Annotated in this window: 14 protein-coding genes and 1 tRNA gene; 6 read left to right on the forward strand and 9 right to left on the reverse strand. The window is 71.7% G+C overall.

Annotated features, from left to right (window positions below; genetic code table 11):
• Positions 1-4: 4 nt before the first annotated feature.
• Positions 5-1276 (forward strand): MFS transporter, encoded by a 1272-nt coding sequence (locus AB3M81_RS00485; RefSeq protein WP_412901943.1) that lies wholly within the window; start codon positions 5-7, stop codon positions 1274-1276.
• A 27-nt stretch (positions 1277-1303) separates the two neighbouring features.
• Here the strand turns inward: AB3M81_RS00485 and AB3M81_RS00490 are convergent, their stop codons facing one another.
• The 5 genes from AB3M81_RS00490 to AB3M81_RS00510 all read right to left on the reverse strand — a co-directional run bounded on the left by AB3M81_RS00490 (position 1304) and on the right by AB3M81_RS00510 (position 6147).
• A complete protein-coding gene (locus tag AB3M81_RS00490) occupies positions 1304-2197 on the reverse strand; it encodes an oxidoreductase (protein WP_412901944.1) in 894 nt (297 codons plus the stop codon).
• Positions 2198-2210: 13 nt separating this feature from the next.
• A complete protein-coding gene (locus AB3M81_RS00495; RefSeq protein WP_412901945.1) occupies positions 2211-2897 on the reverse strand; it encodes a hypothetical protein in 687 nt (228 codons plus the stop codon).
• Positions 2897-3664: a maleylpyruvate isomerase family mycothiol-dependent enzyme gene (locus AB3M81_RS00500; protein ID WP_412901946.1), complete on the reverse strand. Its 768-nt coding sequence runs from the start codon at positions 3662-3664 to the stop codon at positions 2897-2899. Before AB3M81_RS00500 ends, AB3M81_RS00495 begins: the two co-directional genes overlap by 1 nt.
• Entirely contained in the window at positions 3657-4166 is a 510-nt protein-coding gene (locus tag AB3M81_RS00505) for a hypothetical protein (RefSeq protein ID WP_412901947.1), read from the reverse strand. The genes AB3M81_RS00500 and AB3M81_RS00505 overlap by 8 nt, the downstream gene beginning before the upstream one ends.
• Before the next feature lie 112 nt (positions 4167-4278).
• Positions 4279-6147 (reverse strand): acyl-CoA dehydrogenase, encoded by a 1869-nt coding sequence (locus tag AB3M81_RS00510; RefSeq protein WP_412901948.1) that lies wholly within the window; start codon positions 6145-6147, stop codon positions 4279-4281.
• A gap of 419 nt (positions 6148-6566) precedes the next feature.
• Between AB3M81_RS00510 and AB3M81_RS00515 the strand changes: the two genes are divergently transcribed.
• Complete coding sequence (locus AB3M81_RS00515) at positions 6567-7466, forward strand: LysR family transcriptional regulator (RefSeq protein ID WP_412901949.1); 900 nt, start codon at positions 6567-6569, stop codon at positions 7464-7466.
• A 120-nt stretch (positions 7467-7586) separates the two neighbouring features.
• Here AB3M81_RS00515 and AB3M81_RS00520 read toward each other — a convergent pair whose 3' ends face one another.
• Genes AB3M81_RS00520 through AB3M81_RS00530 form a run of 3 tightly spaced genes read right to left on the reverse strand, consistent with a single transcriptional unit; the run spans position 7587 to position 10427 of the window.
• Positions 7587-8318 carry a sulfite exporter TauE/SafE family protein gene (locus AB3M81_RS00520; protein WP_412901950.1) on the reverse strand — a complete coding sequence of 244 codons (732 nt, stop codon included), beginning with the start codon at positions 8316-8318 and terminating at the stop codon, positions 7587-7589.
• Positions 8319-8335: 17 nt separating this feature from the next.
• A complete protein-coding gene (locus tag AB3M81_RS00525; RefSeq protein ID WP_412901951.1) occupies positions 8336-9616 on the reverse strand; it encodes a uracil-xanthine permease family protein in 1281 nt (426 codons plus the stop codon).
• Positions 9617-9674: 58 nt separating this feature from the next.
• Positions 9675-10427: an enoyl-CoA hydratase gene (locus tag AB3M81_RS00530; protein ID WP_412901952.1), complete on the reverse strand. Its 753-nt coding sequence runs from the start codon at positions 10425-10427 to the stop codon at positions 9675-9677.
• Positions 10428-10450: 23 nt separating this feature from the next.
• Here AB3M81_RS00530 and AB3M81_RS00535 point away from each other — a divergent pair, with 23 nt between their 5' ends.
• Together AB3M81_RS00535 and AB3M81_RS00540 are read left to right on the forward strand one after the other, a co-directional pair.
• Positions 10451-11344: an alpha/beta fold hydrolase gene (locus tag AB3M81_RS00535; RefSeq protein ID WP_412901953.1), complete on the forward strand. Its 894-nt coding sequence runs from the start codon at positions 10451-10453 to the stop codon at positions 11342-11344.
• A gap of 78 nt (positions 11345-11422) precedes the next feature.
• Positions 11423-11496: transfer RNA gene (locus AB3M81_RS00540), tRNA-Gly, on the forward strand.
• Between the two features lie 24 nt (positions 11497-11520).
• Here AB3M81_RS00540 and AB3M81_RS00545 read toward each other — a convergent pair.
• Entirely contained in the window at positions 11521-11940 is a 420-nt protein-coding gene (locus AB3M81_RS00545) for a universal stress protein (protein WP_412901954.1), read from the reverse strand.
• A 118-nt stretch (positions 11941-12058) separates the two neighbouring features.
• Here AB3M81_RS00545 and dcd point away from each other — a divergent pair, with 118 nt between their 5' ends.
• Together dcd and AB3M81_RS00555 are read left to right on the forward strand one after the other, a co-directional pair.
• A complete protein-coding gene (dcd, locus tag AB3M81_RS00550) occupies positions 12059-12637 on the forward strand; it encodes a dCTP deaminase (RefSeq protein WP_412901955.1) in 579 nt (192 codons plus the stop codon).
• A gap of 4 nt (positions 12638-12641) precedes the next feature.
• On the forward strand, positions 12642-13451 hold the full coding sequence (locus AB3M81_RS00555; protein ID WP_412901956.1) for an HAD family hydrolase: 810 nt from the start codon (positions 12642-12644) through the stop codon (positions 13449-13451).
• Positions 13452-13471 lie beyond the last annotated feature (20 nt).

Here is a 13471-nt window from a genome sequence, read left to right on the forward strand (position 1 = left end):
TTGAGTGAGCGTCCCGGAGCAGAACAGCAAGGGCGCCTACCTCGTCTGGCTCGTCGGCCTGGCGGCCTACCTGCTGGCGGTCTTCCACCGCTCGTCGCTCGCCGTGGCGGGCCTGGTCGCCTCCGAGCGCTTCGACATCACCGCGGCGCAGCTCTCGACGTTCGTCATGCTGCAGCTGCTGGTCTACGCCGGCATGCAGATCCCCGTCGGCCTCGCGGTCGACCGTTTCGGGCCGCGTGCCGTGATGCTGGGCGGCGCCGTCGTGCTGACGGTCTCGCAGGGGGCGTTCGCGTTCGCCGAGTCCTATGCGACCGCGCTGACCGCCCGCTTCTTCGTCGGCATGGGCGACGCCATGACGTTCGTGTGCCTGCTGCGCCTGGTCAACGCGTGGTTCTCGCCCGGCAAGGTCCCCCAGATCACCCTGCTCACCGGCCCGATCGGCCAGCTCGGCGCGATCATCGCGGCCGTGCCGATGACGTGGGCGCTCAGCGAGCTCGGCTGGACCAACGCCTACCTGCTCGCGGCCGGGCTCGGACTCGTCGTGACGATCGGCGTGCTGGCGTTCGTGCGCGACGAGCCGCACGCCCGCTCGGTCCGCGGCGCGCCGCTGTCGTGGACCAACATCCGCACGTCGCTGGCGGCGTCCTGGGAGCACCCGGGGACGCGGCTGGGCTTCTGGATGCACTTCGTCACCCAGTTCAGCTCCACCGTGCTGGGCCTGCTGTGGGGCTATCCGTTCTTCGTCACCGGCGAGCACACGTCCGAGGCCTTCGCGGGCACGCTGCTGACCCTCATGGTGGTGGCCGTCATGGTGGCCGGGCCCGTGCTGGGCCGGCTCATCGGGAACCACCCGTGGCACCGCTCCACGATCGTGCTGGTGATCGTGAGCTCGATCGTCGTGGCCTGGACCGCGGTGCTGGCCTGGCCGGGCGACGCGCCGGCGTGGCTGCTCGTGGTGATGGTCATCGTGGTCGGCGTGGGCGGCCCGGCCTCGATGATCGGCTTCGACCTGGTGCGCACGTCCAACCCGATCGACCGGCTCTCCACGGCGACCGGCATCGTCAACCAGGCCGGCTTCCTGGCCAGCCTCATCACCGTCATCGCGGTCGGCGTGATCCTCGACCACACCGACCAGAGCTACAGGGCCGCGATGAGCTTCCAGTACGTGCTGTGGGCCCTCGGCCTCGCCCAGGTCTGGCGCTACCGCGTCAAGACCCGCGCGCGACTCGTTCGCGACGACCCGCAGCGCTGGGCCCGCCACGCGGGCCTCGGCTGATCGTCGGTCCGCGCCGCCCGGCGAGACTCAGGTGGCGGGGAAGGACAGCCCCGTCGCGGCCTCGCTGGCCGACCAGGCCTCGGCCGCCAGGACGGGGTCCTTCGCGGCGGGCGTCATGCCGACGCGGCGCGGGCGGCCTCGCGACTGGCGGAACCCGTCCGGGCCGAGGTACTCGCCGCCGGTCAGCGTCGGGTCGCTCGCGGCACGCAGCGACGGCCACGCCCCGGCCGTCGCGGGCTGGCTCACCGCGCCGGCGAGGAAGTGCAGCGCCGAGCCGCCCGTCCGGGTCAGGTTCGTCGAGCTGAGCCCGGGGTGCGCCGCGACCGTCACGACGGGCAGGTCCGCCCGCCGGACCTTCCGGTCGAGCTCCTTCATGAACAGCAGGTTCGCCAGCTTCGACTCCGCGTACGAGCGCCAGCGCCGGTACCTGCGCGGGTCGCCGTCGGGCACGAGCGCGCGCAGGTCGAGCGTCTTGGTCATCGAGTGCGCCAGCGACGACACGGTCACGATGCGCGCGCCCTGCCTGAGGACCGGCCACAGCGTCGCGGTCCACGCGAAGTGCCCCAGGTGGTTGGTCGCCATCTGCAGCTCGAAGCCGTCCTTCGTGCGGCTGAACGGCGGCACCATCACACCGGCGTTGTTGACGAGGATGTCGATCGACCGGCCGTCGTCCACGAGGCGCTGCGCGGAGGCGATCGTGCCCGCCAGGTCGGCCAGGTCGAGCGACACGACCTCGACGTCGCCGCCGAGCTGTCGGACCGTGTCCGCGGCCTTGCGGTCGTCGCGCGCCGTGATCGTCACGCTCGCACCGTGCCGCAGCAGCTGCCGGGCGGTCTCGGTGCCGATGCCGCTCGTGGCTCCCGTGACGACCGCCCGCTTGCCGGTCAGGTCGCCGATCTCGTCCGTGGTCCAACCCGCCATGAGTCCTCCGTCGTCATCGGGGCAGCACCGCGAACCACGGCACCGACCATCCACCGAGCCTGAACCTACTCGTCGCGAACGCCTCGCGCCCGATCCTCAGCATCCGTCCGGCGCTCGGCTCGTAGACGCGCAGGCGGTTCTGCTCGGCCGAGACGACGAGGACGACGTGCGCCGGGTGCAGGGCGTCCCCGACGTACAGGGGCACGGTGTGGCCGGCGCTCGCGGCGGCCAGGATGCGGTCGAACTCCGCGCCGAGGTCGTCCGGATCGAGCGCGCGGGCCGCGTAGCGCGTGCCCCGCCCGGACCGCTCGGGGCCGCCGCCCATCTGGCGGGCGGCGCCCCAGGGCGAGGTCCCCACGACGCGCAGCCACGGCCACTGCCAGCGGCCGTCGTGGTCGCGCAGGCCCCCGACGCGGCGGTGCATCGCGAGCACCTCGGCGCGCCAGTGCGCCGGGTCGGCCATGACGTGGGCGGCGTAGGCCTCGTCGCGCAGCATCCGCGCGAACACGAGGGAGGCGGCGCCGCACGAGGTGTCGTCCGGCTGGCGGAAGTCGAGGGCGCGCTCGGTCGGGTCGAGCGAGAGGGGCGCGGGGGCGAGCGGTCGCGCGGTGGCGGTGGCGGCAGGGCGCTGCCGGCGCGCGACGGCCCGTCGTGCTCGACGCACGACCTCGGTGGCCGGACCGGCGAGCCGCGCGCGCATCAGGTCGTGATGGCCATGGCGGCCAGCACCCGCCGTCCGAGCTCGGTGTCGCCGTCGATCGCGACCTCGACGTCCTCGGGCCCGCGGCGGCCGCCGGCCAGGACCGTGAACGCCTCGGTGTCCATCGTCAGCGTGACGTCCGCGGTGGCCTCCGTCGGCCGCGCACGGCCGTCCTCGCCGATCCCGATCGTGGAGTCCAGCGCGACGGGACCCGTGACGTGCCAGCGCACGACGCTGCCGGCGGGCGCTCCCGCCCGGCGGCCCAGGACGAACGGCAGTGCGGCGCCGAACGAGGCGGTCGTGACGTGGGCGCCCAGCGAGTCGAGGCCACCGGTCAGACCGGTCGCGCGGCGGATGTCCTGCTCGTGCGTCCACAGGTCGATCGCCCGGTTGCGCAGCGCGACGTCCCACGTCCACTCGACCCCCGCCGGGGTGCGCTCGGCCCTCGCCTGCGGATCGGGCAGCTCGGCGAGCGTCTCGGCGCGGCGGGCGACCAGGTCGCGCAGGTCGGCGCGCAGCTGCTCGACCGGCACGCCGCGCAGCGCGTCGACGCCCGCGTTCGTGTAGTCGCTCGGCACCTGGGCGCCGCCGATCCGCTGCGTCTCACCCTCGACCAGCACGCGCTCGAGGTGCACGAGGTGCGCCAGGACGTCGCGCGCGGTCCAGCCGGGCAGGTCGGTCGGCGCGTCCCAGTCGTCCGGCTCGAGGCCGAGAACGGCCTGCGCCGACTCGTGCCAGGCGTCGACGTAGGTCCTCAGGTCAGTCATGGGCGAGCATCCTCCGGGTGCGGGCGGTCAGGGTGGCGCCGGCCAGCGCGAGGCCGGCGAGCAGCCCGATCCACGCGACGGCCTGTCCCGCGCCGACGCGGCTGGACAGGTTGACCAGCGCGGTGCCGTAGCGGGCGGTGTCGGTCTGCTTGTCGGCGGGACGGCAGACGACGCGGGCCTCGTCGGGTGCGTCGGAGAGCACGCCGAGCAGGTGCCAGCGGCTGCCGTCGCTGTCGACGATGACGTCGACCGTGGCGGCCGGGATGGGGACGCGCTTCTTGCCGGCGCGGGCGACGCAGCTGATCTGCCGCTCGGGCTGGGGCAGGTCCGTCAGGACGGCGAGGTCGTCGTCCGAGGTCACCTGGATGGGCTGGCCGACCGGCACGACCGTGGCCGAGCGCAGCGGGTCCCACGCGGAGGCCGCGAACGCGGTGCCGGCGATCCACGCGACCACCGCGATGAGCGCGGCGACCAGGTACCAGCGTCGTCGGGTCAGCTCCACCCCGTCAGCCTAGAGGGGCGACACCGTCCGCCCGCGGACCCCGGGCCGGACCCCCGAACGCGCGAACGGCGCGCACCCTCGAGGGGTGCGCGCCGTTCGGCGGTGCGTCGGCTCAGAAGGCCGCTTCGTCGAGCTCCATGACGTCGAGGTCGACGATCTCGGCCATCGCGCGCTCGGCGGCGAGGCGCGGCAGGACCGTCTTGGCGAAGAAGGACGCCGCGGCGACCTTGCCCTCGTAGAACGACTTGTCCGCACCCGACGCGCCGGCGTCGAGCTTGGCCTGGGCGACCTCGGCGCCGCGCAGCAGCAGCCACGCCACGACCAGGTCGCCGAGCACGTACACGAGGCGCGTCGTGTTGAGCGCGACCTTGTAGACGTTGCGGACGTCGCCGTTCTCGTCGGCCGGGTTCGAGGCCATGAGGTCGGTGAACATCGCCGTGATGACGGCGGTGGTGTCCTCGAGGCCCTTCGCCAGCAGGTCGCGCTCGACCTTGAGGCGGCCGTTGCCGGCCTCGCTGTCGATGAACGACTTGATCTCCTCGGACAGCCAGCCGAGCGCGCGGCCCTGGTCCTTGACGATCTTGCGGAAGAACAGGTCCTGGCCCTGGATCGCCGTGGTGCCCTCGTACAGGGTGTCGATCTTGGCGTCGCGGACGTACTGCTCGAGCGGGTACTCCTGCAGGAAGCCGGAGCCGCCGAAGGTCTGCAGGGACTCGGTGCCCAGCAGGACCCACGAGCGCTCCGAGCCGTAGCCCTTGACGAGCGGCAGCAGCAGGTCGTTGATCGCGGCCGGCAGGCTCGCGTCCTCGCCGGCGGCCTTCTTGACCATGACCTCGTCCTGGAACGTGGCCGCGTAGATCATGAGCGAGCGCAGGCCCTCGGCGAACGCCTTCTGCGTCATGAGCGAGCGGCGCACGTCCGGGTGGTGCGTGATCGTGACGCGCGGGGCGTCCTTCGCCGGGTTGGTCAGGTCGGCGCCCTGCACGCGCTCCTTGGCGTACTCGAGCGCGTTGAGGTAGCCGGTCGACAGCGTCGCGATGGCCTTGGCGCCGACCATCATGCGCGCGTTCTCGATGACGCGGAACATCTGGTTGATGCCGTCGTGGACCTCGCCGAGCAGCCAGCCGGTGGCCGGGCCGCCGAGCTGCGGGTCGCCGAACGTGACCTCGCACGTGGCCGAGGCCTTGATGCCCATCTTCTTCTCGACGTTGGTGACGTAGGCGCCGTTGCGCTCGCCCGTCAGCTCACCGGTCTCGAGGTCGAAGTGGTGCTCGGGGACGAGGAACAGCGACAGGCCCTTGGTGCCCGGGCCGCCGACGCCCTCGATGCCGACGGGGCGCGCCAGCACGAGGTGCATCGTGTTCTCGCCCAGGTCGCTGACGGCCGAGGTGATGAAGCGCTTGACGCCCTCGATGCGCCACGTGCCGTCCTCGTTGAGGTACGCCTTGGTGCGGCCGGCGCCGACGTCGGAGCCCGCGTCGGGCTCGGTCAGCACCATGGTGGTCAGCCAGTGGCGGTCGATCATGATCTGCGCGATCTTCTTGTCGCGCTCGGTGCCGTTCTCGTAGACGATGCGGCTGAAGCCCGGGCCCGCGCCGTACATCCAGATGGCGGGGTTGGCGCCCAGGACGAACTCGCCCATGGCCCACATGAGCGAGGAGGGGGCGGTCTGGCCGCCGAGCTCGGTCGGCAGCTGCAGGCGCCACCACTCGGCGTCGATCCACTTCTGGTAGCTCTCCTTGAACGCCGGGTTCTGCGTCAGGGTGTGCGTGGCGGGATCGAAGACCGGCGGGTTGCGGTCGGCGTCGATGAACGACGCCGCGAGGTCCTCACGGGCGAGGCGCTCGACCTCGGACAGGATGCTCTTCGCGGTGTCGACGTCGACCTCGTCGAACGGGCCGGAGCCGAGGACCGACTGGCGGTCGAACAGCTCGAAGAGGTTGAACTCGACGTCACGCAGATTGCTCTTGTAGTGGCTCATGGGCCAAGGACCTCCGGAAGGATGTGGACTGCCACTGTTACTGGTCAGTACTACTCACCAGTAACAGTACTCCTCCCCGTGGCGCGAGCGGAAGCGGTGGGGGCGCAAATGGCCCGCGAGGAGGGGACCGGGTGGTCCTGCCGGGGGAAAGGAAACGACCCGGCTCCGTGCGGAGACCGGGTCGGTGCGGGTGGTGCTTCAGGCGCGACGCGTGGGAATGCGCGAGAGGCCGTCGGTGGCCACCAGGTACGTGGTGTGGATCGCGCCGGCGGTCAGGGCGACGATCGCGGAGAGGGTCAGGAAGGTCATGGGGGGCTCCTTTCGTTCACCTCGATTCTCGACCTTCGAACTGTCAAGGACAATCCAACACAACTTCACCGAACATGTAGTTTTGCTACATGGATGCACGGCGGCTTGCAATGCTGCGGGAATTGGCCGAGCGCGGCACCGTGGGTGCCGTGGCCGACGAGATGAACGTCACACCCTCGGCGGTCTCGCAGCAGCTGAAACTGCTCGAACGCGAGGCCGGAGTGCCGCTGCTCGAGCCCGCCGGGCGCGGCGTGCGACTCACGGCGGCGGGTCGTGCGCTGGCCGAGACCGCCACCGAGGTCGCGGTGGCGCTCGAGCGGGCCGAGGCCAAGTGGCGCGAGTACCTGGGCCGGCCGGCCGGCGACGTGACGCTGACGGTCTTCCCGACCGGCGGCGAGATGCTGCTGCCCGGCCTGCTGACGCGCGTCGCGGAGGAGCCCGCGGTCAACCTGATCTGCACCGACCGCGACCCGACCCAGCGGTTCGACGTGCTCGACATGGTGGCCGACTTCGACGTCGTGATCGCGGACAGCCCCGACGCGAACGAGAAGTGGCACGAGCGCGGGCTCCACCTCGTGCCACTGCTGCGCGAGCCGCTCGACGTGGCGCTGCCCGAGGACCACCGCCTCGCGGCCAAGGCGAGCCTCTCGCCGAAGGACGTGGTGGGCGAGACGTGGATCGGCGCCCCGCACGACTTCCCCTACGACCGCGTGCTGCAGCACCTCGTCGCGGTCTCGGGCGAGCCCGTGCGCATCGCGCAGCGGTTCGACGACAACGGCGTGGTCGAGGCCGTCGTCGCGGCCGGGCACGGCATCGCGATCCTGCCGCGGTTCACGACCCGGACGCGCGAGAACGGCCTGGTCACGCGACCGCTCGTGGGGATCCGTGCCCGGCGCGAGGTGACCGCGGTGCTGCGGCCCGACCGCTTCGAGCGGCCCAGCGTGCGCTTCGTGGTCCAGGCGCTCCGCGAGGAGGCCCGCAAGGTGGCCGACCGGCACGGCGCCGTCTGACCCGGGCGCCGTGCGCCCGCCCGCCGCCCCGAGCAACTTTTGGAACGCGTTCCACCGTCTCGCTCGGGCCGGCGGTGGAAACCGTTCCAGAAGTCGTCCAAGGGGCGTGCGGCGCGCGCCTCACACGAGCGCGTCGGCGACCAGCCACACCGCGACGGCCGTGATGGCGACGAGGTAGATCCGCTCGAAGCGGCGCTCGGGCATCCGGTCGAGGATCCGGCTGCCGAGCCACGTCCCGACGACCACGCCCACGATGCCGGCGACCGCGGCCGGCGCCTGCGACGCGGGGAGCAGGCCGAGCGAGCCGAACAGGACGAGCTTCGCCGCGTGGCCCGCGACCTGCGAGGCGGCGAAGGTGCCGACGAAGCCGAGGCGGTCCCGGGTGGCGGAGCGGAAGAACGGCGCGACCATCGCGCCGGTGGCGCCGACCACGGGGTTGAGGGCGCCGGCCACGCCGCCCAGCCCGATCCAGCCCGCCGCGCGCGGAGGCGGCAGGGGCCGGTCGAACCAGTGCGGCAGCCAGGTCGCGGTCAGGATGCCGCTCGCGATCGCCACCTGCAGTGCGGCGGCGGGCGCGTCCCGTGCGATCGAGAGCGTCAGCGCGCCGGCGGGAAGCAGCAGCAGCGAGAAGCGCCACACGATCGACCAGTCGACGTCACGCCGGCGGACGATCGTGCGCGTCCCGTTCGAGACGACCTGGATCGCGGCGTGCAGCGGGATGGCGACGAGCGGGTCGACGAAGGCCACGAGCACCGCCAGCAGGACGATCCCGCCGCCGAAGCCGAGGATCGCCGTGAGCGCCGAGGTGAGGAAGGCGACGATCCCGACCAGCAGTACCGTCTCGACTCCCACCGCTCATGTCTACACGGTCAGGCCCCGGGGTCGACGAGGTCCTTCGAGACGGCCTCGTGCGGGTCGCGCTGGAGCGCGCGCATCACGTGGTAGATCACGATGGCCGCGACCGACCCGAGGGTGATGCCCGACAGCGACACGTCGCCGCGGGTGACCGTCAGGTTGCCGATGCCGATGATGAGAGCGGCGGCGGCCGTGTAGAGGTTCACCGGGTTGGCGAAGTCGATCTTGTTGTCGAGCCAGATGCGCACGCCGATCAGGCCGATGAGGCCGTAGAGCGCGACGGTGACGCCGCCGATGACGCCGCTCGGGATCGTCATGAGCAGGGCCCCGAACTTGGGCGAGAGGCTCAGCAGCATCGCGACGACGCCGGCCACGACGTACGCAGCGCTGGAGAAGACGCGCGTCGCGGTCATGACGCCGATGTTCTCGCCGTAGGTGGTGGTCGCCGAGCCGCCGAAGCCGCCCGCGACCGTGGTGGCGAGGCCGTCGGCGATCAGGGCGCGGCCGGACTCGCGGTTGATCGCCGGACGGTCCGTCAGGTGCGCCACGCTGCGGACGTGCCCGACGTTCTCGGCGACGAGGGCCAGCACGATCGGCAGGAACATCGGCAGCACGGACCAGTCGACCGTGGGGTGGTGGAACTCGGGCAGGCCGATCCACTTCGCCTGGTCGACCTTCGAGAAGTCGATCTCGCCCCGGCCGAGCGCCACGAGATAGCCGACGACGATGCCGAACAGGATCGACAGGCGCGCCGCGAACCCACGCAGCACGACCGCGGACAGGCACACGACCGCGAGCGTGATCGTCGCGACGAGCGGCGCCTGGGCGTAGTTGTCGGTCGCCGCTCCGGCGAGCGCGAAGCCGATCAGCGCGACGATCGCGCCCGTGACGACGGGCGGCATGAGCTGGTCGAGCCACGCCGCGCCGGTGACCTGGACGAGCGCGCCGATGAGCGCCAGCAGGATGCCGGTGCACATGATGCCGAACAGCGCCGATCCCATGTCGCCGCCGTCCACGAGCGCCTTGACCGGTGCGATGAACGCGAAGGACGAGCCCAGGTAGCTGGGCAGGCGGCCCCACGTGATGAGCAGGAAGAACAGCGTGCCGAAGCCGGAGAAGAACAGCGTCGTCGTCGGCGGCATGCCGGTCAGCAGCGGCACCAGGAACGTCGCGCCGAACATCGCGACGACGTGCTGGGCGCCGAAGCCGATCGTCCGCGGCCACGACAGCCGCTCCTCGGGCAGGACGATCGCGCCCGGCTTCACGTTCGTGCCGTCACCATGCAGGGTCCACATGGACCCTTACTTTCTCACGTGTACCGGCCGCCCCGACGCGGTGTGGCCGAGCACACGCTCAGCGGCCGGCGAACTGGGCCGCGAAGGCGGCGAACTCCTCGCTGCTGAGCGACTCGGCCTGCGCCCACGACTCGAAGTTCAGCGACTCGTGCAGGTCGGACTTCGCGGCGATGCCGACGGACTTCTTGATGTCGCTCATGAGCTTGGGGCTGCGGCTCGCGTACGAGGCGGCGAGCTCGTCGGCGCGGGCCTTGGGATCCTCGGCGACCTCCTGCGCGATGCCCAGGCGCAGCGCCTCGTCGGCCTTGATGATCTCGCCGGCGTAGAGGGCGGCGGCCGTGTTGGCGGCGCCGATGCGCTGGGTCAGCATCCAGGTGCAGCCCCCGCCGGGGTGCAGGCCGATGCGGCTGAAGGTGGGACCGAAGCCCGCGCGCGGACCCGCCACGATGACGTCGCAGGCGAGCGCGATGTTGAGGCCGGCGCCGACGGCGGCGCCCTGGACGGCCGCGATCGTCGGGATCGTCAGGGTCCGGATGCCCAGGAACGACGCGTAGACGTTCATCAGGTGCTCGCGCAGGACGTCGACCGGGCGGCTGGTGTCACCGAAGAGGTTCTCGAGGTTGGCCCCGGCGCAGAACGCCTTGCCGGCGCCCGTCACCACGAGGGCGCGGGCGTCCTCGTCGGCGGCCACCTTCTCGATCGCGGGGCGCAGCTCGTCGAGCAGCGGCCAGTCGAGGGCGTTGAGGCGATCGGGTGCGTTGAGGGTGATCTTGCGGACCGGACCGTCGGCTTCGAGTTCGACCAGTGTCATGTGGATCACCCTACGATCGGCTCATGACCGAACGGAGCCTGCCGGTGGTCGCCGGGGTCGAGCACCGCTGGATCGACGTCGACGGAGTCCGCCTCCACGTGGCCGAGGCGGGCGTGGCGCACCGGTCGGACTCGCGGCCCTCGCTGGTCCTGCTGCACGGCTGGCCCCAGCACTGGTTCTGCTGGCGCCACGTCATCCCGGCGCTCGCCGAGACGCACCACGTCGTCGCCCTCGACCTGCGCGGGTCGGGCTGGAGCGACGTGCCGGCCGGCGCGGAGGCCTACGACAAGCGCGTCATCGCCGACGAGATCGCGGCGGCCATCCGGGTGCTCGAGCTCGACCGACCCGTCCTCGTGGGGCACGACTGGGGCGCGTGGACCTCTCTGCTGGTGGCGAGCCGGCACCCCGGCTCCACCCGCGGCGTCGTGGCCGTGGCGATCGTCGCGCCGTGGGAGCGGGTCCCGCCGCAGCACCTGTGGCGCTTCGCGTACCAGCCCGTCGCGGGCGGCGTCGGTGGTGCGTTCCTGCAGCGCCGTGCCGGGCAGGTGCTGCTCAAGACGATCTTCCGGGCCGGGGTCTCGCCCCGCTTCCACTGGCAGCGCTCGGACCGGGCCGAGTACCTCGCGCGGTTTCGCGACCCGGCGCGGGCCAAGGCCGGCGAGTCGATCTACCGCACGTTCATGCTGCGCGAGATGCCCGCGCTCATGCGGGGCCAGTACGCGCGCCGGGTCACCGACGTGCCGCTGCTGTTCCTGCCGGGGGAGAAGGACCTCGTGCTCGCGCCGAGCCTCGTGCGCCGCGTCGAGGGCCCGGACAACGTGACGGTCCACGAGATCGAGGGCGCCGGGCACTTCGTCCCCGAGGAGCGTCCCGCCGACGTGATCGGTCACGTGCGGGACTTCCTGCGCCGGTTCTGACGCAGGATGATGCATTGGACCCCGCTGGGGTACCCGTATGCATCATCGTGGCCCGAGTCGTTACGATCGGGGCACACCGCCGGTGTAGCTCAATGGCAGAGCGCTTGCTTCCCAAGCAAGATACGCGGGTTCGATTCCCGTCACCGGCTCCACGGGGCCCGGCCCCCCGATGATCGTCAGACCGTCTTGGCGATGTAGACGTCGCACGGCGCGTGGTGGGCCACGTCCGCTGCGACGCTGCCGAGCAGGCGCCCGGGTCCCTGCACGCGCCGGTTGCCCACCACGATGAGGTCGGCGCCGACGCGCTTGGCGACGCTCACCAGGGCGTCGGCCGGCTTGCCGGGCTCGGGGCTGGCATGCACGGTGCCGGTGAACGACAGGCTCTCGGCGACCTGGCGCGCGATCGCCTCGGCGCGCTCGCCCGGACTCATCGGGGTCATGCCCGGCGGCAGGTCCTTCGCGGCGGTGGCCTTCTCGTCGACCGCCGTCACGATGTGCAGGTTGGCGCCGGTGGCGGCGGCCAGACCCGCGGCGACCTCGGCCGCGCGGTGGGCGCTGTCGCTCCCGTCGACTCCCACGAGGATGTTCTTCAGCACGACTGACTCCTCACGCTCGTTGTCTGCACCATGGCACATGACGGGTCCACCCGCTCCGCGGCGACCGGAATCCGCTGTCGCTCCGGGCCGCACGGCGCGTGTGCGTTAGGTTCTACTCGTGCTGCTTTCGGACCGCGACATCCTCGCCGAGATCGACGCCGGACGGGTCGCGCTGGACCCCTACGACGCCTCGATGATCCAGCCGTCGAGCATCGACGTGCGCCTCGACAAGTTCTTCCGCGTCTTCGACAACCACAAGTACCCGCACATCGACCCGTCGCAGGACCAGTCGGACCTGACGCGCGCCGTCGAGGTCACGGGCGAGGACGCGTTCATCCTGCACCCAGGCGAGTTCGTGCTGGGCTCCACGTACGAGTACGTGACGCTGCCCGACGACGTCGCCGCGCGGCTCGAGGGCAAGTCGTCCCTCGGCCGCCTCGGCCTCATGACGCACTCCACGGCGGGCTTCATCGATCCGGGCTTCCAGGGCCACATCACGCTCGAGCTGGCCAACGTCGCGACCCTGCCGATCAAGCTGTACCCGGGGATGAAGATCGGCCAGCTGTGCTTCTTCCGCCTCACGTCGCCGGCCGACAACCCGTACGGCTCGGAGAAGTACGGCTCCCGTTATCAGGGCCAGCGCGGCCCGACGGCATCGCGGTCCCACACGAACTTCCACCGGAGTGTGATCGACTGAGGGCATGACCGCGCCCGACATCAAGCTCGTCGTGGCCGACCTCGACGGGACCCTGCTGGACGAGCACAAGCAGATGCCCGCCGGCACGTTCGAGCTCATCGCCGACCTCAACGCCGCGGGCATCGCGTTCGCCCCGGCCAGCGGGCGGCAGTGGGCGACGCTGGCGTCCATGTTCGAGCCCGTGGCCGACGACCTCGTGATCATCGCCGAGAACGGCGCCTACGTGACCGACCGCGGGACCGAGGTCGCCGTGCACCCCTTCGAGGGGCCGTGGGTGACCGACACGGTCCGCCGCATCCAGGCGCTCAGCGACGAAGGCGTGGACCTGGGCATCGTCGTGTGCGGCGTGAAGTCCGCGTGGGTCACCCGCACCGACCGCAAGTTCCTCGACCAGGTGGAGCCGTACTACCGCCGTCTCGAGATCGTCGACGACCTCACGGCCGTCGACGACACGGTCATCAAGCTCGCCGTGCACGACTTCGGCGACCTCGAGGCCGTGACCGCGCCGTTCCTGCGCGAGCACGCCCAGCCGAACCCCGTGGCCGTCTCCGGGGCGCACTGGGTCGACGTCATGGCCGAGGGCGTCGACAAGGGCCTCGCGGTGCGCGAGCTGCAGGCCGAGATGGGCATCGACGCGACGCAGACGATGGTGTTCGGCGACTACCTCAACGACTACGAGATGCTGCAGGCCGCCGACTGGTCGTTCGCGATGAGCAACGCCCACCCCGACATCCTCGACGTGGCCAACTACACCGCGCCACCGAACTCGGAGAACGGCGTCATCCGCACCGTCCGCGCGGTCCTTGGTCTCTGAGGAGCCGGCCCGCGGATAGG

Source organism: Aeromicrobium jepli, assembly GCF_047246605.1.
Taxonomy (GTDB): Bacteria; Actinomycetota; Actinomycetes; order Propionibacteriales; family Nocardioidaceae; genus Aeromicrobium.

What these genes read in the sequence shown, in the direction of transcription:
- AB3M81_RS00500 (WP_412901946.1), bottom strand. Translation starts at nt 3,664, where the DNA reads ATGACTGACCTGAGGACCTACGTCGACGCCTGGCACGAGTCGGCGCAG.
- AB3M81_RS00495 (WP_412901945.1), bottom strand. Translation starts at nt 2,897, where the DNA reads ATGCGCGCGCGGCTCGCCGGTCCGGCCACCGAGGTCGTGCGTCGAGCA.
- AB3M81_RS00530 (WP_412901952.1), bottom strand. Translation starts at nt 10,427, where the DNA reads ATGACACTGGTCGAACTCGAAGCCGACGGTCCGGTCCGCAAGATCACC.
- AB3M81_RS00515 (WP_412901949.1), top strand. Translation starts at nt 6,567, where the DNA reads ATGCTGCGGGAATTGGCCGAGCGCGGCACCGTGGGTGCCGTGGCCGAC.
- AB3M81_RS00535 (WP_412901953.1), top strand. Translation starts at nt 10,451, where the DNA reads ATGACCGAACGGAGCCTGCCGGTGGTCGCCGGGGTCGAGCACCGCTGG.
- AB3M81_RS00490 (WP_412901944.1), bottom strand. Translation starts at nt 2,197, where the DNA reads ATGGCGGGTTGGACCACGGACGAGATCGGCGACCTGACCGGCAAGCGG.
- AB3M81_RS00555 (WP_412901956.1), top strand. Translation starts at nt 12,642, where the DNA reads ATGACCGCGCCCGACATCAAGCTCGTCGTGGCCGACCTCGACGGGACC.
- AB3M81_RS00525 (WP_412901951.1), bottom strand. Translation starts at nt 9,616, where the DNA reads ATGTGGACCCTGCATGGTGACGGCACGAACGTGAAGCCGGGCGCGATC.
- AB3M81_RS00510 (WP_412901948.1), bottom strand. Translation starts at nt 6,147, where the DNA reads ATGAGCCACTACAAGAGCAATCTGCGTGACGTCGAGTTCAACCTCTTC.